The following is a 22764-nucleotide window of genomic DNA, read 5'->3' as shown; positions in this document are numbered from 1 at the left end:
GTGGAGGGCCTTGCGTGGGAGGGGAAAGTCAGTCTTTAGGCTGGTATGTCTGTTCTTCGCCGGGGAAGGCGCGGGCGCGCACTTCCTCGGCATAACGCGCGACGGTGCGGTCAATCACGCCTGCAATGTCCTCGTAGCGCTTCACGAAGCGCGGGACGCGTTCGAACATGCCGAGCATATCATCTGTCACCAGCACCTGCCCATCGCACTGCGCCGAAGCGCCAATGCCGATGGTGGGGCAGGACACCGCCTTGGTCGCAGTGATGGCGATGGGTTCCACCACGCCTTCGATCACGATCGCGAAAGCGCCCGCCTCCTCAAGCGCAACCGCATCGGACACGATCTTCTCCGCCTCGGCATCGGAGCGTCCGCGCGCCCCATAACCACCCAACACGTTGACCGCCTGCGGGGTCAGGCCGACATGGCCCATCACCGGAATGCCGCGGTTGTTGAGGAATTCGACCGTCGGTGCCATTGCCGCCCCGCCTTCCAGCTTCACGGCCGCTGCTCCGGTCTGCTTCAGCAGATAGGCGGCGCTTTCAAAGGCCTGCTGCGGCGAGCTTTCGTAACTGCCGAATGGCATGTCGACAACCACTACCGAATGATAGGAACCGCGTACCACCGCCGCACCGTGGTTCGCCATCATGTCGAGCGTGACCGGAATGGTCGAGGGCAGGCCGTAGATCACCTGGCCGAGCGAATCGCCCACAAGCAGCAGGTCGCAATGGGCATCGAGCAATTGCGCCTGGCGCGCGGTGTAGGCGGTGAGCATCACCAGCGGTTCAGCGGTGACGCCGTCCACCTTGCGCGCCCTGATGCGCGGCACGGTGAGGCGCCGCATCGGCTGCGGGGTGGGAGTGGCCCGGCTGGTGCTGGTGTCGAGCTGAAAAGTCGTGGACATGACGCCGCCTTTAGCCTCCGCTTGGTCAGAACGCAAAACCTCCCCCTTGGCGCGGCCCCGGAAACATTGCACAGAGGTGACAATTGCGCTGACACGTCGATGACGTGTCCGGGACATGCGGCGAGAGGGCTTTTGATCATGGTAGCGAGTTCGGGTACGGCACGCGACGGCTGGTCTTCGCGCACGGCATTCATTCTGGCGGCGATCGGTTCTGCGGTCGGGCTTGGCAATCTCGTGCGTTTTCCGGCCGAGGCCGGTGCCAATGGCGGCGGTGCCTTCGTGCTGTTCTATATCTTGTGCATCGTACTGATCGGTCTGCCGGTCTTGCTGTGCGAGACGCTGATCGGCCGCCACGGGCAGGCGGCGGCTCCGGAGAGCTATCGCAAGCTTGCGATGGAATCGGGGGCGTCGAGGGCGTGGGAGATGGTCGCCTCGCTCGGCGTGTTCTCGGCCTTTCTGGTGCTCAGCTTCTACTGTGTCCTGGGCGGTTGGGTGCTTTACTATATCGGCACGTTCGTCGCCGATCTGGTGGCAACCGGTGTGACGGGCCCGGCGTTCGACGGGCTTTCGTATGAAGAAGTCGATGCGCTGTTCCCGGCGATGATAGGCAATGGCACCGCCACCAGCCTGCTCGACCTTGTGTTTCTCGCCGTCACGCTGGTGTTCGTTTCGCGCGGGGTTTCAGGCGGGATCGAGAAGGTGGCGGTCTATCTCATGCCGACCTTTTTCGTGCTGCTGCTGGGGATCACGATCTACGGGCTTTTCGGCGGAGCGATGGAGCAGACCTTTGCCTATCTGTTCAGTTTCGAGCCGGAGAAACTGACGCCTGAAATCATGCTGGCGGCGGTGGGGCAGGCGTTCTTCTCGCTCTCGCTCGGGGTGGCTGGCATGGTCACCTATGGTGCCTATGTCGGGCGCGATGTGAATCTGGCTGGGACTTCGGCGATTATTGCCGGGGCCGATACAGCGGTGGCGCTGATCGCAGGCTTGTGCATCTTCCCGATCGTGTTCGCTGCAGGGCTTGCACCCAATGGCGGGTTCGGTCTGATGTTCCAGACCCTGCCGCACGCGTTTCAGGAAATCCCGTTCGGTTCGCTCATCGGGCTCGCGTTCTTCGTCATGGTCGGCTTTGCCGCTCTGACCAGTTCGGTGGCGTTGATGGAGGTGCCGACCGCTTGGGTGATCGACCGTTTCGGCCTGCGCCGCGGGGCTGCGGCGGGGTTGGTGACGCTGGGCGCGGCAGTACTTGGCGTGCTGTCGGCGCTTTCGACCGGAGCGCTGTCGGGCTTCCACCCACTCGGCTTCATTCCGATTTTCGAAGGGCTCGGCACGCTGGATGCGCTCGATGCCTTGACCAGCAAACTGACGATGCCGATCGGGGCGCTGCTCACGTCGATCTTCATCGGCTGGATCGCAGACCGGCGATTGGTCGATAGCGAGAATGGCCTGTCGGGCGGGTTGCACCTGTTTTGGCGTTTCCTTGTGCGCTTTGCCTGTCCGCTCGCGCTTGGGGCAATCATGGTGTTTGGCTTGATGGGTTGATTTCAACCGGGTGGCTACGATCCGGGCGTTGCAATCGCACGCCCGATATGGAACATAATAGGAACGAAACGGACTAACCCGAGTCCGGTAGCGAGTCGTTCCATGCCTGAAGTCACTGCCTCATCGCGGGCGATTGCGCCCTTCCTCCGCTCCCGCATCCCGCGCGCGCTTGCCGCCCGGCGACCTGATGCGCGCTGGCGTCCGGGTCTGGAAGAGCAGCCGCTGCACTCCGAGATTTTTGCATCCGGCGGCGAGGCGAGCGGAGCAGGGCTGGCGCTTGCCTTGGCGCGCGATGCGCTTGCTGCGGCAGGCGAGGATGATGATCGTCGCCAGGTGCTGTGGGTGCAGGATCGCGTGACGATCCGGCTGGGCGGGCGGCCCTGTGTGCAAGGCCTGCCACCCGATCTGCGTCACCGTCTGATTCATGTCGCCGCTGCTACGCCAGAGGATGCGCTGTTCGCACTCGAAGAAGGGCTCAGATGCCGCGATCTGGTCTGCGTTATCGGCGAGATTGCTGGCAATCCGCGCGCGCTGTCCTTCACCGCGTCGCGACGTTTGAGCCTGACCGCCGAACGCCATGGGGTTTCCTTGTGGCTGGTGCGGCTGGATGCCGCGCCTGATCTGTCCTCGGCCCGTATGCGTTGGCGGGTGAGTGCCGCCCCGTCGCCGCACCCCCGCTGGAACCCGGCTGCGCCAGGCTATGCCACGTGGCGGGCAGAGCTGTTTCGCGCGCGCAGCCATGCGCCGGGCGAATGGATATTGAACGATGCAAATGGAACACTACGCCCCGATCCAGCCTTCGCCGCGACGGATTCTGGCGATCTGGTTCGTCCGACTGTCGGTCGATCGCTGGCGGCTCGCGCACGCGCCTGACAATCGTGCCGCTGCCGACACAGTGCCGACCGCGCTGATCACCGAGACCGCGCACGGCCCCCGGATTTCCGCCGCCAATGACGCAGGCCTTGCTGCCGGTGCGCAGGCCGGGATGCTGCTGGCTGATGCGCGCGCGCTGTGTCCGCAACTTGCCGCTGTCCCGGCTGATCCGGCAGGCGATCTGACCGCGCTGGAGAAGCTTGCCCTGTGGGCGCAGCGCTGGGGGCCGTGGAGCGCGCTCGATCCGCCCGATGGCGTGCTGGTGGATGTCACCGGCGCGGCGCATCTGTTCGGGGGCGAGGCGCGGCTGCTGGCCGATGTCGCCGCCGCCTTTGCGCAGCGCGGGCTGACGGTGCGCGCCGCGCTTGGTCCCACTGCCGGAGCGGCATGGGCGCTTGCCCGTTTCGCGCCACCGGGGGCCATCCTTCTGCCCGGAGACGATCCGATGCGGCTGCTCGGCGATCTGCCGGTGGCGGCGCTGCGGCTTGATGATGATGTGCTGACCGTGCTGCGGCGGTTGGGGATCAAGCGGCTGGGCGAACTCGCCGGGGTCAGCGGTGCGGAGGATGACCCAGCGGGTGAGGCCGCCGCCCGCGACGGCTTGCGCCGCCGGTTCCGCAATCGCCGTTCGCCCGCCGCCAATCCGCTGCTGCGGCTCGATCAGCTGCTGGGCAAGGTGCCCGAGCCGCTGCTGCCGGTGCTCGCCCGGCCGCAGCCGATGGTGCAGCGCCGGTTGATGGAGCCGCTGCGTCACCGCACCTTGCTCGATAAGGTGGTGGGCGATCTTGCCGCGGACATGGTGCGTGCGCTCGAGGCGCGGGGGGAGGGCGCGCGGCGGCTCGAACTGGCGCTGTGGCGGGTCGATGGCGAGGTGCTGTGGCGCCGCATCGAACTCGCCGCCGCCACCCGCGAGGCAAGCCATATGATCCGGTTGTTCGCGGCGCGGCTCGACGACATCGAGGCGGGATTCGGGATCGAGACAGTGCAGCTACGCGCCAGCTGGAGCGAGCCGCTGGCGCTGTCGCAGGCGGATCTTGATGCGGCGGCCGAGCAGCATGGCACATCAATCGCGGCCTGCATCGACCGGCTGAGCGTACGACTGGGGCCGAAAGCGGTCTCGCGCCCGGTGCCTCGCGCCAGCCACATTCCCGAACGTGCGCAGGGTTGGCAGGCCCCGCTCGATCAGCTCGTCCCGACGCAAGGGCTGCTTGCCTTCCATGCCCGCCCCTTGAAGCTGCTCGACCGGGCAGAGCCGATTGCAGTGCTTTACGCCTCGCCCGATGGTTTCCCGCAGCGCTTCCGCTGGCGCGGGGGGGTGCGGGAAGTGGTGCGAGTGGAGGGGCCGGAACGCATCGCGCCCGAATGGTGGCGCGAACGTTCGACCACGCGATTGCGCGATTACTACCGAATCGAGGACGAGGCGGGGCGGCGTTACTGGATTTATCGTTCGGGGCTGGCGGGCGATGGACGCGGGGGCGTGCCGGAATGGTTCCTGCAAGGCCTGTTCGCGTGAAATTTGCAGCTCGGCGCTCAGATTTCCTTTACCGATTTGTGCAATTGAAGCCGACATGAATCTGCAAACGATCCGCCGCGCCTCGGAGCGCCGTCCGCTCAGCCTGATGGTGAAGAGCCGTGTGCGTTCGCGCGTGGTGTTCGTGGATCTGATCGACATTTCCGAAGGCGGTTGCAAGCTTCGCGGCAAGCCCGGCTTCGCCGCCATCGGCGACCGGGTGACCATGAAGGTCGGCGGCATCAATGCGCCGCTCGGTACGGTTGCATGGGTGGATGGGCCGGTGGCCGGAGTGGCCTTTGAAGGCGCGATTCACCCGGCGGTGCTGGACTTCCTGCTTGAAAAGATCGGATTTGTGCAGAGTGCTCCTCCAGAGGATCAATCGACCTGAACAGTCATAGCCGCTTGCAAGCTTTGCATTTGGCAATGAGTGTGTAGGAACATATAAGGAACACGAAAGGTGTTCCCCATGGTTCCCGCAAGCCTCCGATGACTCAGCAAACACTCCGCCAGAAACTCGAAATCCTTGCTGACGCGGCGAAGTATGACGCTTCGTGCGCGTCATCCGGCACGGCGAAAAAGAATTCGCTGGGCGGGAAAGGCGTGGGCTCGACCGAAGGGATGGGCATCTGCCACGCCTATGCGCCCGATGGCCGCTGCATCTCGCTGCTCAAATTGCTGCTGACCAACCACTGCATCTTCGATTGCCACTACTGCATCAATCGCAAAAGCTCGAACGTGGCGCGTGCGCGGTTCACCCCGCAGGAGGTGGTGGATCTCACGCTCAACTTCTATCGCCGCAATTATATCGAGGGGCTGTTCCTGTCCTCCGGCATCGTCAAGAGCGCCAATCACACGATGGAGCAGATGGTCGAAGTTGCGCGGATACTGCGGGAAGAGCACGATTTTCGCGGCTATATTCACCTCAAGACCATCCCCGAAGCCGATGCCGAGATCATCCACGAGGCCGGGCTGTATGCCGACCGGGTTTCGATCAATGTCGAACTGCCGACCCGCGCAGGCCTCACACGGCTTGCACCCGATAAGGACGAAACGCAGATCGAAGGCGCCATGGGGCGCACCAGGGCGCGGATCATCGAGGCCAAGGACGAACGCAAGCGGTTCCGCCACGCGCCCAGGTTTGCGCCTGCGGGTCAGTCGACCCAAATGATCGTCGGCGCGGATGATGCCAATGACACGGCGATCATCGGCAAGGCGAGCCGGCTGTATGGCAGTTTTGGCCTCAGACGCGTCTATTACAGCGCCTTCTCGCCGATTCCCGATGCTTCTGCGGTGCTCCCGCTGAAGCGCCCGCCACTGCTGCGCGAACACCGCTTGTACCAGTCGGACTGGCTGATGCGGTTTTATGGCTTTGCGCCGGGAGAGGTCGCCGATGCGGCCGAGGCGGATGGCAATCTGCCGCTCGATATCGATCCCAAGCTCGCCTGGGCGCTGAAGTTCCGCGCAAGCTTTCCGGTCGACGTGAACCGCGCTGCGAAAGAACAACTGCTGCGGGTGCCGGGGCTGGGAACGCAGGCGGTCGGACGGATACTCGCGGCGCGGCGGCACCGGACGCTGCGATTGGACGATGTCGCGCGGCTGACTGCCTCGATCGCCAAGGTGCGGCCCTTCATCTGCACGCTCGACTGGCGGCCCACGCTGTTGACCGACCGCGCCGACCTGCGCGGTCTGCTCGCGCCGAAGCAGGAACAGCTGGAGCTGTTCTGATGACCGTCCAAACACGCTTGGGGCAGAACGTCAGCCTCGGCGCGCATTACGCCGTGCATCTGCCCGCGCCCGACGATTTCGCGTTCTGGCGTGAACGGGCGCGCGGGTTGATCCAATGCGATGTCCCGCCTGACCGGGTTTCGTGGATCGAGCCGGGCGGCACCGGCGATCTGTTCGCGTCCGATGGACCATCGCGCAGCGAAATGCGCCTGCCGGTGCCGCCTGCTGATGGCTCTCCGGTGCGCGCCAGCCAGCGCTTCCTGACGGTGGCCCGCAGCGCCGCGTTGCACACCGATCCGGCGCGATTCGGGCTGCTGTATCGCGTGCTGTGGCGGCTTCAGCGCAATCCGCGGCTGATGGAAGACAAGGCCGATCTCGAGGTGCGCCGGATTGAGGAACTGGCCAAGGCGGTGCGGCGCGATGCGCACAAGATGCACGCCTTCGTCCGCTTCCGCGAGGTTGCCGAGGAGGATGGCACGCCGCACTTCGTCGCCTGGTTCGAACCCGATCACCATATCCTGCGCGCCGAGGCGGCATTCTTCATGCGCCGTTTCGCCAATATGCGCTGGTCGATCCTGACCCCGCGCGGCAGCGTGCATTGGGACGGCAAGACCATGCACGAAGGCCCGCCCGCCCGGCGCTCCGACGCGCCCGCAGGTGATCCTGTCGAAGATCTGTGGCGCTCCTACTACGCTTCGATCTTCAATCCCGCGCGGCTCAAGGTCGGCGCGATGCTTTCGGAGATGCCGAAGAAATACTGGAAGAACCTGCCCGAGGCGGAGTTGATCCCGCAGCTGATCGCCGGGGCACAGGCGAGGGAGGCGCAGATGGTGTCATCGGGCAGCCTGAATATGGGCGAAAAGCCCGCGACGCTGGCAGGTGTGGACAAGGCGATCCACGCCTGTCGCAACTGCCCGATCGGCGAGCTCGATAACCACGCGGTGATGGGAGAAGGGCCGATTGGCGCTGCGCTGATGATCGTTGGCGAACAGCCGGGCGATCAGGAGGATGTCGCCGGACGGCCCTTCGTCGGGCCTGCCGGGCAGCTGCTCGACGACTATCTCGTCCGCGCCGGCATTGATCGGAGCGCCGCCTATGTCACCAACACGGTCAAGCACTTCAAATTCGTGTGGAAGGGCAAGCGCCGGCTGCATCAGTCGCCGGGCGCAAAGGAGATCGATACCTGCCGCTGGTGGCTGGAAGCCGAACGCGAAATTGTGAAACCTCGCCTCGTGCTGGCGCTCGGTGCCAGCGCGGCGCGCGGGCTGCTGGGCCGGACGGTGAGCATCTCCAGGGCGCGTGGGGCACCGCTCGCGCTTGAAGATGGGGGCGAGCTGTGGGTGACGGCGCACCCATCCTACCTGCTGCGTCTGGATGGCGAGGCGCGCGAAACACAGGCCGCACTGTTCGCAAGCGACCTTGCGGCGGTGAAGGAGCGGCTGGAAGAGCTGGCAGGCTGAGATGCCCGACGCCCCGCTGACCCCCGACAAGCGCACGCTTGCGATTGATCCCGATGCGGTCGCCGCCCCGCCGCGTGCGCCCTTCGTCGAGCTGGGTCTGGCGAGCTGCTTCAGCTTTCTGCGCGGGGCATCAGATGCGGTCGATCTGGTGCTGACCGCGCACAGCCACGGCTACGACGCGGTCGGGATTGCGGACGTCAATTCGATGGCCGGGGTGGTGCGGCTACATACCGAGGCCAAGACGCTCAAGCTGCGCCCGGTGATCGGTTGCCGGATTGAGACGGTCGAAGGGCTGGCGTTCCTCGCCTACCCCGAAACCCGCGCCGCCTATGGCCGCCTGTGCCGGTTGATCAGTGCGGGCCGGATGCAGACGCTTGCCGGGGAATGGCAGGACAAGGGGGTGTGTGAGATCGACCTTGCCCTGCTGGGCGCACATTCCGAAGGCGTGCAGCTGATCCTGCTGCCGCCCGACGATCTGGATGCTGCGTTCACGATCAAAGTGCCCAGCAATGTAATTCCCCTCCCGCTTGCGGGAGGGGTTAGGGGTGGGAGCGAGTGTGGCGAGCCTGACGAAGGGCCTACCCCCAGCCCCTCCTGCAAGCAGGATGGGGGTGCCATTACCACCCATTTTGGCCCTATTGAGTTCACCGCCACCTTCCCCGAGATCTTGCCCCACCTGACCCGCCAGCTGCCGAACTTGCGCCACATCGCCGCCGCTTACCTCTACCGCGGCGACGACATTGCCCGGATTGAAAGGCTGGACGCGCTGGCCTGTATCCACGGTCTCGGTCTCCTCGCCACCAACGATGTGCATTATCATGCGCCCGAACGCCGTGCGTTGCAGGACGTGATGACCGCGATCCGGCACAAGACCACTGTGGCGGCAGCCGGCCACCTGCTCCACCCCAATGCCGAGCGGCATTTCAAGTCTCCGGGCGAAATACAGCGTCTGTTCGCGCGTTGGCCCCATGCCATCGCCGCAGCACGCGAGGTGGCGGACCGCTGCCGCTTCAGCCTAGACGAATTGCGATATGAATACCCGGAAGAAATCTATCCTGACGGCCAGACTCCGCAGGCATTCCTCGAAACCGAAGTCTGGTCCGGGGCAGGGCGGCGCTATCCCGACTGCCTGCCTGAAACCGTGCGGGCCACGCTCGAACGCGAACTGGCGCTGATCGCCAAGCTTGATCTGGCGCGCTACTTCCTCACCATCAAGGACATCGTCGACTTCGCGCGCGGGTGCGATCCGCCGATTTTGTGCCAGGGGCGGGGGAGCGCCGCGAACTCCGCCGTCTGCTATGTCCTCGGCATCACCAGCGTCGACCCGGCCAAGCACCAGCTGCTGTTCGACCGCTTCATCTCCGAAGAACGCAAGGAACCGCCCGATATCGACGTCGATTTCGAGCATGAGCGGCGCGAGGAGGTGATCCAGTACATCTACCGCAAATATGGCCGCCACCGCGCAGGGTTATGCGCCACCGTGATCCACTACCGCCCGCGCATGGCGATCCGCGAGGTGGGCAAGGCCATGGGGCTGTCGGAGGACGTCACCTCCGCGCTAGCCCGCACGGTATGGGGCGGGTGGGGACGCGAGATCAGCGAGAAGCATGCGGCCGAGACTGGGCTGGACGTGACCGATCCACACCTCCGGCGCGTTCTGAAGCTGACCGAGCAGATGATTGGAATGCCGCGCCATCTGGGCCAGCACGTCGGCGGCTTCATCCTCACCGAAAGCGCGCTGACCGAAACCGTGCCGATCGGCAACGGCGCGATGCCCGAACGCAGTTTTATCGAGTGGGACAAGGACGATATCGAGGCGCTGGGCATTCTCAAGGTCGATGTGCTGGCGCTGGGGATGCTGACCTGCATCCGCAAATGCCTCGATCTGCTGGGGGCGCATCATGGCCGCGCACTGACGCTGGCCACCGTCCCCCGCGAAGATCCGGAAACCTACGCGATGCTGCGCAAGGGCGATTCGCTCGGGGTGTTTCAGGTCGAAAGCCGGGCGCAGATGAACATGTTGCCACGCCTGCGCCCGAGGGAGTTCTACGATCTGGTCATTCAGGTCGCGATCGTGCGTCCCGGCCCGATTCAGGGCGACATGGTGCACCCCTATCTGAAGCGCCGCCGAGGGGCGGAACCGGTGCAAATCCCCGCGCCCGCGTCTGAACACGGCCCGCCGGACGAGCTAACCAGCATCCTCGGGCGAACGCTGGGCGTGCCGATCTTTCAGGAACAGGCGATGAAGATCGCGCTGGATGCGGCGAAATTTTCCAGCCTCGAAGCCAACCGTCTGCGCAAGGCGATGGCGACCTTCCGCAGCCGGGGCATGGTCGATGAATTGCAGGACATGATGGTCGAACGCATGGTCGCGCGCGGATACGACCGCGATTTCGCCCAGCGCTGCTTCAACCAGATCCGGGGCTTCGGCGAGTACGGCTTTCCCGAAAGCCACGCCGCCAGCTTTGCCCAGTTGGTGTATGTCTCAAGCTGGCTGAAGTGCCATTATCCGGCAGCGTTTGCCTGCGGGTTGCTCAATTCGCAGCCGATGGGCTTCTACGCTCCGGCTCAGATCGTGCGTGATGCGGCGGAGCATGGGGTGCGGGTGCTGCCGGTGGATGTGAACCATTCAGGCTGGGATTGCACGCTCAAAGGGGAGGGGGAGGATGGCAAGCACGCCCTGCGCCTCGGCCTGCGGCAGATCGACGGGCTGCCCGAGCATGTCGCTGCCGCGCTGGTAGCTGCGCGTGAAGAGGGCGAACCTTTCCGCAATATCGCCGATCTGCGGACGCGCGCCGAGCTTTCGCCTGCGCATATCGAGCGGCTTGCCAGCGCCGATGCCTTCATCTCGCTGGGGCTGTCCCGCAGGCAGGCACTATGGGACGCCCGCAGCCTGATTGCCGCGCCCGATCTGCCGTTGTTCCGCGCTGCCGGAGTGCGCGAGGAGGGGGCCGAGCGGACGCGGATTGCGCTGCCTTCCATGCCCTTGTCGGAAGAGGTAGTGGCCGATTACCAGACCACCCGGCTCAGCCTGAAAGCGCACCCGATGGCGTTCCTGCGCGCAGACCTTGCCGCGCGCGGATTTGTGCGCGCTTCCGATCTGCGTAGCCGTAAGTTCCGCAGCATGGTGCAGGTCGCGGGCGTGGTGCTGATCCGTCAGCGTCCCGGCAGCGCCAAGGGTGTGACCTTCATCACGCTGGAGGACGAGACCGGCGTGATCAACCTCGTGGTGTGGCCCGATCTCAAGGAAAAGCATCGCAAGGTGGTGATGGGCGCGCGGTTGATGGAGGTGCGCGGGCGGGTGGAATATGATGACGAGGTGATCCACGTGATCGCCCAGTCGATGACCGATGCGACACCTGCGCTCCACGCGCTTTCGGACGATCTGTTGGAAGCACCGCTCGCTCGCGCCGATCACGTGAACGCGCCGCTTACCGGGCGCAAGCCGCCGCAGGGACGCGAGGCGCTGACCGCGCGGGACATGATCGATGAACTTGCACCCCGTCCCAATGTCAGCACCCATCCGCGCAACCACCGGATACTTCCGCGTTCCCGCGACTTTCACTGAGCATGGCAAGCAAGCGGTCCCAAACCCCGATCAGTCGCCGCATCGGAAGATTTCGAACCGATCGTGCGATTATTGTGCTGATGATGTTCGCTGCGCTGCCCATCGCAGGGTGGCGCTGGATCAAGGACCACCCCGAACACGATCCCACCGCACCGCTCAATCTCAACCACCCGGTCGGGTGGGCAACCGCCGGCAAGCTGGCGACACTGCGAGACGATGTCGCCAATTGCCGGGCAGTGCTGGAGCGCAGCGGAGTGGTTAATGAAACGCTCGACCCGGTGGGCGAGGGGCCTTGCGCACGGCCCGATCGCACCAGGCTGGAAGATTACCCTCTCGCGCCGGATACCCCGCCGGTTACCTGCTCCGCCGCCGCTGCGCTCGAATTGTGGCGCAGCAAGACATTGGCTCCGGCGGCGCAGGAGATTTTCGGCACCGGCATCGCCCGAATCGAGCATCTCGGCGCGTATTCCTGCCGCCGCACCTATGGCAGTGCCGAAGGGCCGTGGAGCGAACACGCGACCGCCAATGCCATCGACATCACCGCCTTCGTGCTGGACGACGGACGCCGCATCAGCCTTGTCGCGGACTGGGATGGCGAAGGCGAAAAAGCACGCTTCCTGCGCCGCGCGCGCGAGGGAGCATGCCAGTGGTTTTCCACCGTGCTGTCGCCCGACTACAACGCCGCCCATGCCGATCACTTCCACCTCGACCAGAGCCCACGCTGGTCGGGTGTCTGCCGCTAGGGTCAGGTGGCTTCGAGCGCGTATCCGGCCGAGCGCACCGTGCGGATCGGGTCTTTCGCGCCGTCGAACCCAATCGCCTTGCGCAGGCGGCGGATATGAACGTCGACCGTGCGCAGTTCGATGTCCGAGCCGGTGCCCCAGACGCCGTCGAGCAGCTGCCCGCGGCTGAACACCCGGCCGGGGCTTTCCATGAAGAACTTGAGCAAGCGGTATTCGGTCGGTCCCAGCTGCAATGCGCGGCCGCGGCGCTGCACCTTGTGTGCCACCGGATCGAGCCGGATATCGCCCACCTCGATCGTCTCCCCGGCTAGCGCTGGACGAATCCGGCGCATCACTGCCGCCACGCGGGCCAGCAATTCGCGCGGGGAGAACGGCTTGGTCAGGTAATCGTCCGCGCCGGTTTCCAGCCCGCGCACGCGGTCATCCTCGGCCTCGCGCGCGGTCAGCATGATGATCGGCACGTGCGCGGTTTCCTTGTCGCGGCGCAACCGGCGGCAGACCTCGATCCCGCTGGTGCCTTCGATCATCCAGTCGAGAATGATGAGGTCGGGCACGTCTTCGCTCGCCAGCACCAGTGCCTCGTCACCATCGCCGGTGCAGCGCACGTTGTAACCTTCATTCTGGAAACGGTATTCCAGCAGTTCGGACAGGGCAGGATCGTCTTCGACCAGCAGCAGTTTGGCAGCGGACATACGGTGATGCCTCCTCAAGCCCCTCCTGAGGGGCGGTGCCTGATCCTATGTTTCACTTCAGCTACAATTTGATGAAACCGCAGCCGACAAGTTTTCCACACGGAAATGACAAGACTTATCGGTCGCCTTCGGGCGGGTAAGAGCCAGTCGCGGCGAAATACACCATCTCGGCGACGTTGGTCGCGTGGTCACCGATCCGCTCGATATTGCGGGCCACGAACAGCAACTGCGCAGCACTAGAAATGGTCGAAGGATTTTCCACCATATGACTGACGAGATTGCGAAAAATGCTGTTGTAGAAGGCGTCGACCTTCGCGTCGGTGGCGATCACTTCGCGCGCCAGATCAGGATCGCGCGCAGCATAGGCCGTCAGCACATCGTGCACCATCTCGCTGGCGAGTTCGCCCATCGCAGGCAACAGGGTCAGCGGTTCGAACCGCGCGCGGCCTTCGATCATGCCGACCCGCTTGGCGATGTTCTTGGAATAATCCCCGATCCGTTCGACCACCCCGCCGATCTTGAGCGCGGCAATGACTTCGCGCAGGTCGTCGGCCATGGGCGCGCGCAGGGCGATGATGCGCACGGAGAGCTTGTCAACCTCGGTTTCCAGCGCATCGATCCGCTTGTCACGCGCGACCACCTTTTCCGCGAGCTCCACGTCGCCGCGCACCAGCGCATCGAGCGCTTCGTGGATCGCGACCTCAGCAAGGCCGCCCATCTCGGCGATCAGCCCGCGCAAGCGGGTGATGTCTTCGTCGAATGCCTTGACCGTATGTTCGGCCATCAGCCGTACCTTCCTGTGATGTAGTCCTTCGTCCGTTCCTCTATCGGATTGGTGAAGATCTCGGATGTGGGACCATATTCCACCATCTTGCCGAGGTGGAAGAAGGCCGTGCGCTGGCTGACGCGGGCAGCCTGTTGCATGGAGTGGGTGACGATGACAATCGCATAGCGGCCGGAAAGATCGTCGATCAGTTCCTCGATCTTGGCAGTGGCAATCGGATCGAGCGCCGAGGCGGGTTCATCCATCAGGATGACCTCGGGATCGACCGCGATCGCGCGGGCGATGCACAGGCGCTGCTGTTGGCCGCCGGACAACGCGGTGCCCGAATCCTCGAGCCGGTCCTTGACCTCTTCCCACAGTCCGGCGCGGGTCAGTGAACGTTCGACCACCACGTCGAGATCGGCCTTCTTTTCGGCCAGCCCGTGGATCTTGGGGCCATAGGCTATGTTTTCGTAGATCGACTTGGGGAAGGGGTTGGGTTTCTGGAACACCATCCCGACCCGTGCACGCAGCTGGACGACATCCATCCGGTCGCCGTGAATATCCTCGCCCTCCAGTTCGATCAGGCCGGTGACGCGCGCGGCACTGATGGTGTCGTTCATCCGGTTGAAGCAGCGCAGAAATGTGGATTTCCCGCAACCCGACGGCCCGATGAACGCGGTGACGTAATCGGGCGAAATGTCGATCGAAACATCGTCGATCGCTTTCTTGTCGCCGTAATAGACCGAGACATCGCGCGCGCGAATCTTCGCGCTTTCGTCTGTCATATTGGGATGGATCACAGTCACCAGCGTTTCTCGAATTTGTTGCGGAGGTAGATGGCAAGGCCGTTCATGGCGAGCAGGAACACCAGTAGCACGATGATAGCCGCACTGGTGCGCTCGACAAAGCCGCGATCGATTTCGTCCGACCACAGGAAAATCTGCATCGGAAGAACCGTGGCGGGCGAGGTGAAGCCTTCAGGCGGAGTGGCGACGAAGGCGCGCATTCCGATGAGCAGCAGCGGCGCGGTCTCTCCCAATGCTCGCGCCATGCCGATGATCGTGCCGGTCAGCATCCCCGGCAGCGCCAAGGGCAGCACGTGATGAAACACCACCTGGACCGGCGATGCGCCGATCGCCAGCGCGCCATCACGGATCGAAGGCGGCACCGCCTTAATCGCGTTGCGGCTTGATATGACGATGACCGGCATGGTCATCAGCGCCAGCGTCATTCCCCCGATCATGGGAGCGGATCGCAGGTTGGGGAACAGCGTGAGAAAGATCGCAAGACCGAGCAGACCGAAAATGATCGAAGGCACGGCGGCTAGATTGTTGATCGAGACTTCGATCACATCGGTCCAGCGGTTCTTCGGCGCATATTCTTCCAGATAAAGTGCGGACAGAATGCCGATTGGAAAGGCCAGCGCCAGCGTTACCAACATGGTGAGCATCGATCCCTTCAGCGCCCCCCAGATGCCGACTGCCTGCGGGCTAGTCGCATCGGAACGGGCGAGGAAACCCCAGTCCCAGTTTTTGGAGAGCTTTCCGGCTTCGGCCAATCGAGCTGCCAACGCCTGATCCTCAGGCGGTCCTTCGCCCTCCAACCCGGCGGCAAGGCCGGAAGATGCAGGAAGTTCGAACGTTGCGGTGCGATTGATAAGCGACGGGTCTTCGGCCAGTGCCGCTGCGACATCGCGCCAGGCATCGGCCGACAGCTTGGTCGCTGCCTCGGCGCCGAGCTGTTCTTCGGCGAAGAAGGACACGACCTCGGGCAGGCCCTGCATTTCCAGCGTCTGCATGGCACTCGGCGCGGTGAGCGAGACAGCATCGCCGCTCACGCCACTGGCGGGAAAGTCGACGGTCACGGTCACTTCCGCGCGCTGGAAACCACCGATGCCGTTGATCAACATGTTGCCCAGCAGGAAAATCAAGACGGCAACAGAGAACATCACCGCCGACAGGCCTAGCAGGCGAAAATTGCGTTCGGAGCGATACCGCTTCGCAAGCCGTTTTTCGAAAGCCGCAGTGCGGGTCGGGCCAAGCGCATCGGGCCGGCCTGATGCCAGAGCCTGCGATATCGACCCGGCGGGGGGGAGGGCTGAACTGCTCATTCGTAGGCCTCACGGAAGCGTTTGACGACGCGCAGGGCGATAAAGTTGAGTGCCAATGTCACCATGAACAGCACAAAGCCGAGCGCAAAGGCACTGAGCGTCGCCGGATGGTCGGTGCTCTGCTCGCCGGTCAACAGCTTCACGATCTGCACTGTCACGGTCGACATCGGTTCGAGCGGGTTGGCGGTCAGATTGGCGGCGGGCGAGGCGGCCATCACCACGATCATGGTCTCGCCGATGGCGCGGCTGACCGCCAGCATGATGCCTGCAACGATACCCGGCAACGCGGCGGGAAACAGCACCCGGCGGATCGTTTCCGACTTGGTTGCACCCATGGCAAGACTGCCGTCACGCATCGCACCGGGAACGGCCGCCATCGAATCGTCTGCCATCGAGGAAACGAACGGGATGATCATCACCCCCATCACGATCCCCGCAGCGAGTGCGCTTTCCGTCGAAGCACTGGTGATGCCGATTGAGACAGCCGCATCGCGGATAGCCGGAGCAATAGTGAGTGCGGCGAAATAACCGTAAACCACGGTCGGCACCCCGGCGAGGATCTCCAGCAGCGGTTTGACGTAGCGGCGCACGCGCGGATCGGCATATTGTGTGAGGTAAACCGCGCTCATCAAGCCCAGCGGAATCGCGACGATCATGGCGATTATCGCACCGATGAAGATCGTTCCCCAGAACAGTGGCAGTGCGCCATAGCGCGAGGGATCGACGGCATCGGGGCTGACCATCGTGTCTGGCCCCCACTTCGTGCCGAACAGAAATTCCACCGGCGAAACCATGCCGAAGAAACGCACGGTTTCGAACACGAGACTGGCGAAGATGCCGAAGGTGGTGAGGATCGCCACCAGCGAGGCAAGCAACAAGATCACCATCACGGTGCGTTCAACCCGCGTACGGGCGCGGAAATCCGGACGCACGCGCAGGAATGCGAGCCCGCCTGCGCCAATCGCGATCAGCACGGTAACGATAATACCGATGATATTATAGCGGGAGAGCGCCTCGCGATAGGGCTCGATCAGCGCCTCCGCTTCATCGTTGAACACCCCGGGCGCATTGCCTTGGGCAACCGCACGCGCTTCGCCCAGAAACGCATCGCGCTCGAACCCGAAGGCGGGAAGCTCTGCCGCCGCCGGCGAGGCGAGCACGCTCTGCGCCACCAGCTGCGGCGATATGATCGACCACAGGGTCACGAAAGCCAGAACCGGCAGCACCACCCACAGGGCCACGTACCAGGCATGGTAGATGGGGCGCGAAACCGGGCGCAACGCGGGATCGCTGCTCTGGAAACTCCACGCCTTGGCCCGCCCCGCCAGCCATCCGGCAAGGGCAAGCCCAATGGCTATCAGGATGAGCGTGATCGGCGACATTTAATGAACCTGTTAACCCCGCAGGAGGCGCGCGTGAATCGGAATGCCGGTGTGGCCCCGCTGACCCGGTATGCCTGCCATGACGGGCGCATGTTGAAGAAATAAGACACAGCTATGACAGTTCTTGGGTTTCCGCGCCGATCGCATCCTCGCTCAGTCCGTCTTCTGATGCGCCTTCGACCTCATTCTGTTGCCCTGCCAAGGGGATGCGCACCACGACGCGGGTTCCCTTGCCACGTTCGCTCGTGATGTCGAGCCGCCCGCGATGGCGTTCGACGATATGTTTTACGATCGCCAGACCAAGGCCCGTTCCACCAGAGGCACGGCTGCGGCCCGGATCGGTCCGATAAAATCGGCGGGTGAGATGTGGGATTTGCTCTGGCGAGACGCCTTCGCCTTCGTCGGAAACCGTGATCCGCGCCTGATCGCCCGGCGCAAGATCGAGTGTGACAGTCACCGCCTGGTCATGTGCTCCATATTTCAGAGCGTTGTCCACCAGATTGCGCACGACCTGTTCCAATTGGTGGAGGTCGCCCAGCACGCAGGGCTGCGCTGCCAATTCCAGATCTAGCCGATCCATGCGGGCGGAGCCGGCGGCATCGCGCGCAGCCCGCTCGACGAGCGAGGCAAGTTCTATACGCTCGGTCGGCAATTCGTGCTTTTCGGCTTCGACCCGCGATAGGCTCATCAGGTCACTTACAAGCGCGTGCAGGCGCTGCGCCTCGCGCTCGATTATGCCGAGGAATTTCTGTGCGGTCGGTGTGTCGACCCTGCCATCGTCTTCGCGCAGGGTCTCGACATAACCGAGGATCGCCGCCAGCGGTGTGCGCAGTTCGTGGCTGGCATTGGCGACGAAATCGGTGTGGGCGCGGCTGATATCAGCCTCGGCGGTCTGGTTGGTCAGTTCCAGCATCGCAAGCCGGTCGTCTATTGCCCGGCGGCTTATCTGCCAGATGTCCTGCCGCCGCACCAGGCCGCGCACGATCGCCTCACCGCTCCGGCTGTCGTTAAGCAGCGAGATCGCCTCGGGCTGGCGCAGCGCGACCCGCGCATCCTGTCCGATCATATGCAGGCCCAGCATGGTGCGTGCAGCGCGATTGGCCAGCGCGATCGTATTGCGTTCGGTGATCAGCACGGGGGTCGAAAAATTTTCGATCAGGTCGCGGATCGAATCGAGATCAAGTTTCTGCCGCACGACCGCTTTGGGCGGTTCTGGCGGTCGACCGGCTGCGACGAGGAGCGAGCCGAACCACACCAGCAGCACAGCAAGGGCGATAACCGCATCGACTCCAAGCAGTATCATCGCCACCACGGCCATGCCTGCCAGCAGGATGCCTGCAACGGGAAAGTTCTGGCCCATGCCCATGGCGCACGGCCTTACAGGCAAGCGCCGGGTGAGGAAAGCGGGCAAGCCGGGTTCAGCACACGAAAAGGGCGGCAAGGCCGAAGCCTGCCGCCCATTGTCCTTCCGTAACCGGAAGTGGTGACCCCTACGGGAATCGAACCCGTGTTTCAGCCGTGAAAGGGCCGCGTCCTAACCGCTAGACGAAGGGGCCGTCGCGATTGCGAGAGCGCGCAACTAGGGGGGTGAATGGGATCGGTCAAGCCCCGTTTGCTTGGCTTGCGGGAAATTTTCGCGCATCGCGCTCAATCGGCGAAGGCGGCGTCTTCAAGGTGCAGTTCGGCGGCAGGACGGTTGCCCCAATCGTCGAGCTTGACCCGGCCTGCAAGATGGAACCGGCGGCCTTGGCTGCGGTGAAGCAGCGTCTGCGCCATATCGGTTTCGGCTGCACGGAAGGCGATGGCCTTGAACGAGCGCCCATCCATTCCGCTGGCGACCAGCCGCAGATGATCCTTGCCGACGATATCCGCCTTGACGATCCGCACCGGCCCGACGACGACACGCGGAGCAGGCCAGCCGACGCCGTAGGGGCCAGCTGCTTCCAATGATTCGACCAGTTCCGGCGTAAGCCCGCCCGGTGCCAGTGCAAGATCGAGCAGCATCGCCGCGCCCGCCCGCGCACGATCGACATCGCGGGCCAACCGTTCGTCGAGGAACCCGGCAAAATCGGCCAGCCTGCCGCTGTCGATGGTCAACCCTGCGGCCATCGCGTGGCCGCCGCCCGCCACCAGCAACCCGGCCTCTCGCGCAGCGATAATGGCCGCCCCGAGATCGACCCCGCTGATCGAGCGGCCCGAACCTTTGCCCAGTGATCCGTCCAGAGCGATCACGATGGCAGGCTTGCCGGTTTTTTCCTTGACCCTCCCGGCAACGATTCCGATCACGCCGGGGTGCCAGCCGTGACCAGACAATAGCTGCACCGCCATGTTATGCTGGCCTGCGAGCTGCGCCTCGGCGGCTTCCTGCACCTCCGCCTCTATGGCGCGGCGTTCCTCGTTCAATTGCGATAGCTGGGTCGCGATGGCGCGCGCTTCTTCGGGGTCGGTGGTGGTGAGCAATCGCACGCCAAGCGTCGATTCGCCGACCCTGCCGCCTGCATTGATACGCGGGCCGAGCGCAAAGCCGAGATCGCTGCACACAGGTGCGCGGGTGAGGCGGCTTGCGTCGATCAGCGCCGCCATCCCGATCCGCTCACGCCGGGCAAGCACCTTCAGGCCTTGGGCCACGAAGGCACGGTTCAGGCCGTGGAGTGCGGCGACATCGGCGACCGTGCCGAGCGCGACCAGATCGAGCAGACCCATGAGGTCCGGCTCACGACGCTGCGAGAACCAGCCCTTGGTCCGCAAGGTGCGCACCAATGCGATGCCGAGCAGGAAGGCAACCCCCACCGCCGCCAGGTGCCCGTACGCCGCGCCAAGATCGCTTTCGTCCAGGCGGTTTGGATTGACCAGAGCCGCCGTCTCGGGGAGCTCAGGCGAACACTTGTGGTGGTCGACCACAATCACATCGACGCCCGCACGCTTCGCCATACCGAGCGCTTCGTGCGCCATCGCGCCGCAATCGACCGTGACGATCAGGCTGGACCCGCCCTCGGCCAGCTTCACCAGCGCCTCGCCGCTTGGGCCATAGCCTTCGAGCAGCCGATCGGGAATGTAATAGCCCGCATCAAGGCCAAGCTGGCGCAGCAATTCGACCAGCAATGCCGCGCTAGTGGCGCCATCGACGTCGTAATCGCCGTAGATCGTTACCTGTTCGCCGGTCATCACCGCATGGGAAATGCGATCGGCAGCGGCATCCATGTCGCGAAAGGCGGAAGGATCGGGCAGGAATTCGCGCAAGGTCGGGCGAGCGTGTCGCGCCAGGTCGTCCGGCGCGACCCCGCGAGTCAGCAGCAATTGATCGAGGATCGAGTGCTCCAGCCCGAGCGCCCCGGCATCGCCCAGTTCCATATTGCCGCCACGCCAACGCCACGCCTTTCCCGAAAGCGAAGCGGTTACGCCAAGCACATGGGCAAGCGGGGCAGTGGAGAGCGGGGCAGAGGCCATATTTCGCTCCCTATCGCAAACTGGGCACGGCGGACAGGCGCAGGCGATTGACAATAGACAGGAACGAACGGCACGCAGTCATCCGATGTCCGACACAAATTCGCCTGCGCACCTTCTTATAGTCTGGCACAGCCGAACCGGTGCGAGCGAAGCGATGGCGCGTGCCGCTGCCGAAGGCGCCCCCGATGCGCGGCTGTTGCGGGCCGATGCGGTAACGGGGGAGACGCTGCTTGAAGCTGGCGGCTATATCTTTGCCTGCCCCGAAAATCTGGCAAGCATGAGCGGCCTGATGAAAGAGATGTTCGACCGCACCTACTACCATGTGCTCGGCAAGATAGAAGGCCGTCCCTATGCTACGATCATTGCCGCCGGGTCGGACGGAGAAGGGGCGCAGCGCCAGATTGACCGGATCGCAACCGGTTGGCGGATCAAACGCGTGGTCGAACCGATGATCGTGAATTTTTCTGCCCAGACCCCTGAAGCGATTGCTGCGCCCAAGCGCGTTCCCGACAAGGTCCTGAATCAATGCCGGGAATTGGGTGCCGCGATGGCAGAGGGGCTGAACCTCGGGGTCTTCTAAGGTATGACCCGTACTGACATGGTTTGGAGACATTCGGGACTCGACGATATAAGTCAAAACAGCCAAAGATGTTTGGCGGATTGTGGCCCGGGTCAGGCGCGATACGAGGGGGGATCGGGACAATTTCACAGTCGCAGCATGCTGAGGCCGCAGGGCTGCAATTGCTGTTCGCGCCGGGCAAGAGGCCGACGCGCGACGCGATAGTGGATTTCATATCGCACCAGCACACAGTTTCGCTGAGCCATGACCCGTTGCAAGACGCCGGCATCGATCCGGTGACCGCTGAAGGTCTTCGAGCGCACCAGATCGCGGCTGACATGGAACCGCATGGCCATTTGTGGATCGAACTGCTGCGTGATGGGCTGACCTTTGACCTCAGCGGCCTTGCTCCCGGCCCCGCTTTGACGCTTCCCGTAATTTCGCACCGCTTCGACTTCGGCACATATCCCGATCACTCCGATCTGGAGGTGCTTGCCATCGCGCCGGGGCCGCATTTGTCGGCGGGCGCGCGAACCATGCCGGTTCTCAGGGGCATGCTCGCGGTGGCCCGCGACCTCGCCATGCACTTCGAGGATTTGCAGGCCGTGTTCTGGCCCCCGTCGGGGAGCGCCATCGGGCGGCGGTTCTTCGAATCGGTCATCACCGCATGGCTGGATGGGGGCGCCTTCCCTGCGCTCGGCCTGACTGCCTTCGACGAGACTGCGGATGGCGCGCTGCAAAGCGTCGGTCTGGCATTCTGGATCGGGCAGGAACTCCGCATCGAACCCCCCCTCACCATCGACAAGATCGCCGCCACGCGCCTTGCCGTGCGCCTGATCAACCAGTTGGTGATCGTCGGCGGGATCGAGGAAAGCGAACGGATCGTCGCTCCGGACGGCACCCGGCTGGTGATGCAGACGTCGCGCAACAGCGAGTACATCCGGGTCAGACGCGAATAGATGCAGCATCGGGGTCGCACCACGTTCCGTACAGTCATCACCTTCCGCTCGGTCAACCGCCGCGGCGATCCCGGTCATGATCCGTCCTTGCAGCGCCACCACCTGCTTCCCCGGCAATTGCTGTCGCGCCGCTGTTTTGGCGCGATGTTCGATGTGCTCGGGCGCGATCAGGTCGGGTTCGACGATTTCCGCACCAATGGCTTGCTACTTCCAGCCAACGAGGATGCGACTGTGCGCACCGGCATGCCGCTGCATCGCGGCCCGCACCAACGCTACAACCAAGTCGTCATCGCGCGTGTCGGCCGGATCGAGGAAAGCTGGGCGCTTGCGCGCAGCAGCGATCCCGAAGCCGCCTTGTCGGACGCGCTGATGCGGCTCCATCTGCTGCAGAGCGCGCTGCGCCGACAGCTGCTGGCCGAGCGTCGCCGCGTGGTGCTCAATCGGCGAGATCCGCTCGGCACTGGGTTCGACTTTTCCGATCTCGACGCGATGGCAGAGGCGCTGTGGTCGGCGCAGTGACGCAG

At 64.2% G+C, this 22764-nt stretch carries 19 protein-coding genes and 1 tRNA gene; 11 read left to right on the top strand and 9 right to left on the bottom strand.

The window, feature by feature from the left end; genetic code table 11:
- Window positions 1–28 precede the first annotated feature (28 nt).
- Window positions 29–901 carry a 3-methyl-2-oxobutanoate hydroxymethyltransferase gene (panB, locus tag J3454_RS02675; RefSeq protein WP_349512208.1) on the bottom strand — a complete coding sequence of 291 codons (873 nt, stop codon included), beginning with the start codon at window positions 899–901 and terminating at the stop codon, window positions 29–31.
- 138 nt (window positions 902–1039) lie between these two features.
- Here panB and J3454_RS02670 point away from each other — a divergent pair, with 138 nt between their 5' ends.
- The 8 genes from J3454_RS02670 to J3454_RS02635 all read left to right on the top strand — a co-directional run bounded on the left by J3454_RS02670 (window position 1040) and on the right by J3454_RS02635 (window position 12325).
- The gene (locus J3454_RS02670) at window positions 1040–2443 is read left to right on the top strand and encodes a sodium-dependent transporter (protein WP_349512207.1); all 1404 of its coding nucleotides are present in this window, start codon (window positions 1040–1042) and stop codon (window positions 2441–2443) included.
- Window positions 2444–2545: 102 nt separating this feature from the next.
- Window positions 2546–3316 carry a recA-like protein gene (locus J3454_RS02665; RefSeq protein WP_349512206.1) on the top strand — a complete coding sequence of 257 codons (771 nt, stop codon included), beginning with the start codon at window positions 2546–2548 and terminating at the stop codon, window positions 3314–3316.
- The gene (locus tag J3454_RS02660) at window positions 3216–4829 is read left to right on the top strand and encodes a Y-family DNA polymerase (protein ID WP_349512205.1); all 1614 of its coding nucleotides are present in this window, start codon (window positions 3216–3218) and stop codon (window positions 4827–4829) included. The genes J3454_RS02665 and J3454_RS02660 overlap by 101 nt, the downstream gene beginning before the upstream one ends.
- Before the next feature lie 55 nt (window positions 4830–4884).
- Window positions 4885–5217, top strand: a complete 333-nt coding sequence (locus tag J3454_RS02655; RefSeq protein WP_349512204.1) for a PilZ domain-containing protein — start codon at window positions 4885–4887, stop codon at window positions 5215–5217.
- A 98-nt stretch (window positions 5218–5315) separates the two neighbouring features.
- Window positions 5316–6554, top strand: a complete 1239-nt coding sequence (locus J3454_RS02650; protein WP_349512203.1) for a putative DNA modification/repair radical SAM protein — start codon at window positions 5316–5318, stop codon at window positions 6552–6554.
- The gene (locus tag J3454_RS02645; RefSeq protein ID WP_349512202.1) at window positions 6554–8014 is read left to right on the top strand and encodes a UdgX family uracil-DNA binding protein; all 1461 of its coding nucleotides are present in this window, start codon (window positions 6554–6556) and stop codon (window positions 8012–8014) included. The genes J3454_RS02650 and J3454_RS02645 overlap by 1 nt, the downstream gene beginning before the upstream one ends.
- Before the next feature lies 1 nt (window position 8015).
- On the top strand, window positions 8016–11582 hold the full coding sequence (locus tag J3454_RS02640) for an error-prone DNA polymerase (protein ID WP_349512201.1): 3567 nt from the start codon (window positions 8016–8018) through the stop codon (window positions 11580–11582).
- An 80-nt stretch (window positions 11583–11662) separates the two neighbouring features.
- Complete coding sequence (locus tag J3454_RS02635) at window positions 11663–12325, top strand: extensin-like domain-containing protein (RefSeq protein ID WP_349512200.1); 663 nt, start codon at window positions 11663–11665, stop codon at window positions 12323–12325.
- 2 nt (window positions 12326–12327) lie between these two features.
- Here J3454_RS02635 and phoB read toward each other — a convergent pair whose 3' ends face one another.
- The 8 genes from phoB to recJ all read right to left on the bottom strand — a co-directional run bounded on the left by phoB (window position 12328) and on the right by recJ (window position 20722).
- Complete coding sequence (phoB, locus tag J3454_RS02630) at window positions 12328–13017, bottom strand: phosphate regulon transcriptional regulator PhoB (RefSeq protein WP_296716852.1); 690 nt, start codon at window positions 13015–13017, stop codon at window positions 12328–12330.
- 115 nt (window positions 13018–13132) lie between these two features.
- The gene (phoU, locus tag J3454_RS02625; RefSeq protein WP_296716849.1) at window positions 13133–13801 is read right to left on the bottom strand and encodes a phosphate signaling complex protein PhoU; all 669 of its coding nucleotides are present in this window, start codon (window positions 13799–13801) and stop codon (window positions 13133–13135) included.
- The gene (gene pstB / locus J3454_RS02620; RefSeq protein ID WP_296717114.1) at window positions 13801–14568 is read right to left on the bottom strand and encodes a phosphate ABC transporter ATP-binding protein PstB; all 768 of its coding nucleotides are present in this window, start codon (window positions 14566–14568) and stop codon (window positions 13801–13803) included. The genes phoU and pstB overlap by 1 nt, the downstream gene beginning before the upstream one ends.
- A 17-nt stretch (window positions 14569–14585) precedes the next feature.
- A complete protein-coding gene (gene pstA / locus J3454_RS02615; protein WP_349512199.1) occupies window positions 14586–15893 on the bottom strand; it encodes a phosphate ABC transporter permease PstA in 1308 nt (435 codons plus the stop codon).
- A complete protein-coding gene (pstC, locus tag J3454_RS02610) occupies window positions 15890–17275 on the bottom strand; it encodes a phosphate ABC transporter permease subunit PstC (protein ID WP_349512198.1) in 1386 nt (461 codons plus the stop codon). Before pstC ends, pstA begins: the two co-directional genes overlap by 4 nt.
- 112 nt (window positions 17276–17387) lie before the next feature.
- Entirely contained in the window at window positions 17388–18641 is a 1254-nt protein-coding gene (locus J3454_RS02605) for a sensor histidine kinase (RefSeq protein ID WP_349512197.1), read from the bottom strand.
- A gap of 115 nt (window positions 18642–18756) precedes the next feature.
- Window positions 18757–18831 (bottom strand) — tRNA-Glu (locus tag J3454_RS02600).
- Between the two features lie 91 nt (window positions 18832–18922).
- On the bottom strand, window positions 18923–20722 hold the full coding sequence (gene recJ, locus J3454_RS02595) for a single-stranded-DNA-specific exonuclease RecJ (RefSeq protein ID WP_349512196.1): 1800 nt from the start codon (window positions 20720–20722) through the stop codon (window positions 18923–18925).
- Between the two features lie 154 nt (window positions 20723–20876).
- On the opposite strand from recJ, the gene J3454_RS02590 reads away from it, so the two are divergent.
- From J3454_RS02590 to J3454_RS02580, 3 genes are all read left to right on the top strand, one after another.
- The gene (locus tag J3454_RS02590; RefSeq protein ID WP_349512195.1) at window positions 20877–21302 is read left to right on the top strand and encodes a flavodoxin family protein; all 426 of its coding nucleotides are present in this window, start codon (window positions 20877–20879) and stop codon (window positions 21300–21302) included.
- Window positions 21303–21553: 251 nt separating this feature from the next.
- Window positions 21554–22240: a hypothetical protein gene (locus tag J3454_RS02585; RefSeq protein ID WP_349512194.1), complete on the top strand. Its 687-nt coding sequence runs from the start codon at window positions 21554–21556 to the stop codon at window positions 22238–22240.
- Complete coding sequence (locus J3454_RS02580; RefSeq protein ID WP_349512193.1) at window positions 22241–22759, top strand: AHH domain-containing protein; 519 nt, start codon at window positions 22241–22243, stop codon at window positions 22757–22759.
- Window positions 22760–22764: the final 5 nt, after the last annotated feature.

Source organism: Erythrobacter sp. NFXS35 (genome assembly GCF_040148725.1).
GTDB lineage: Bacteria > Pseudomonadota > Alphaproteobacteria > Sphingomonadales > Sphingomonadaceae > Erythrobacter.
This window is presented reverse-complemented; position numbering and strand designations above follow the sequence as displayed.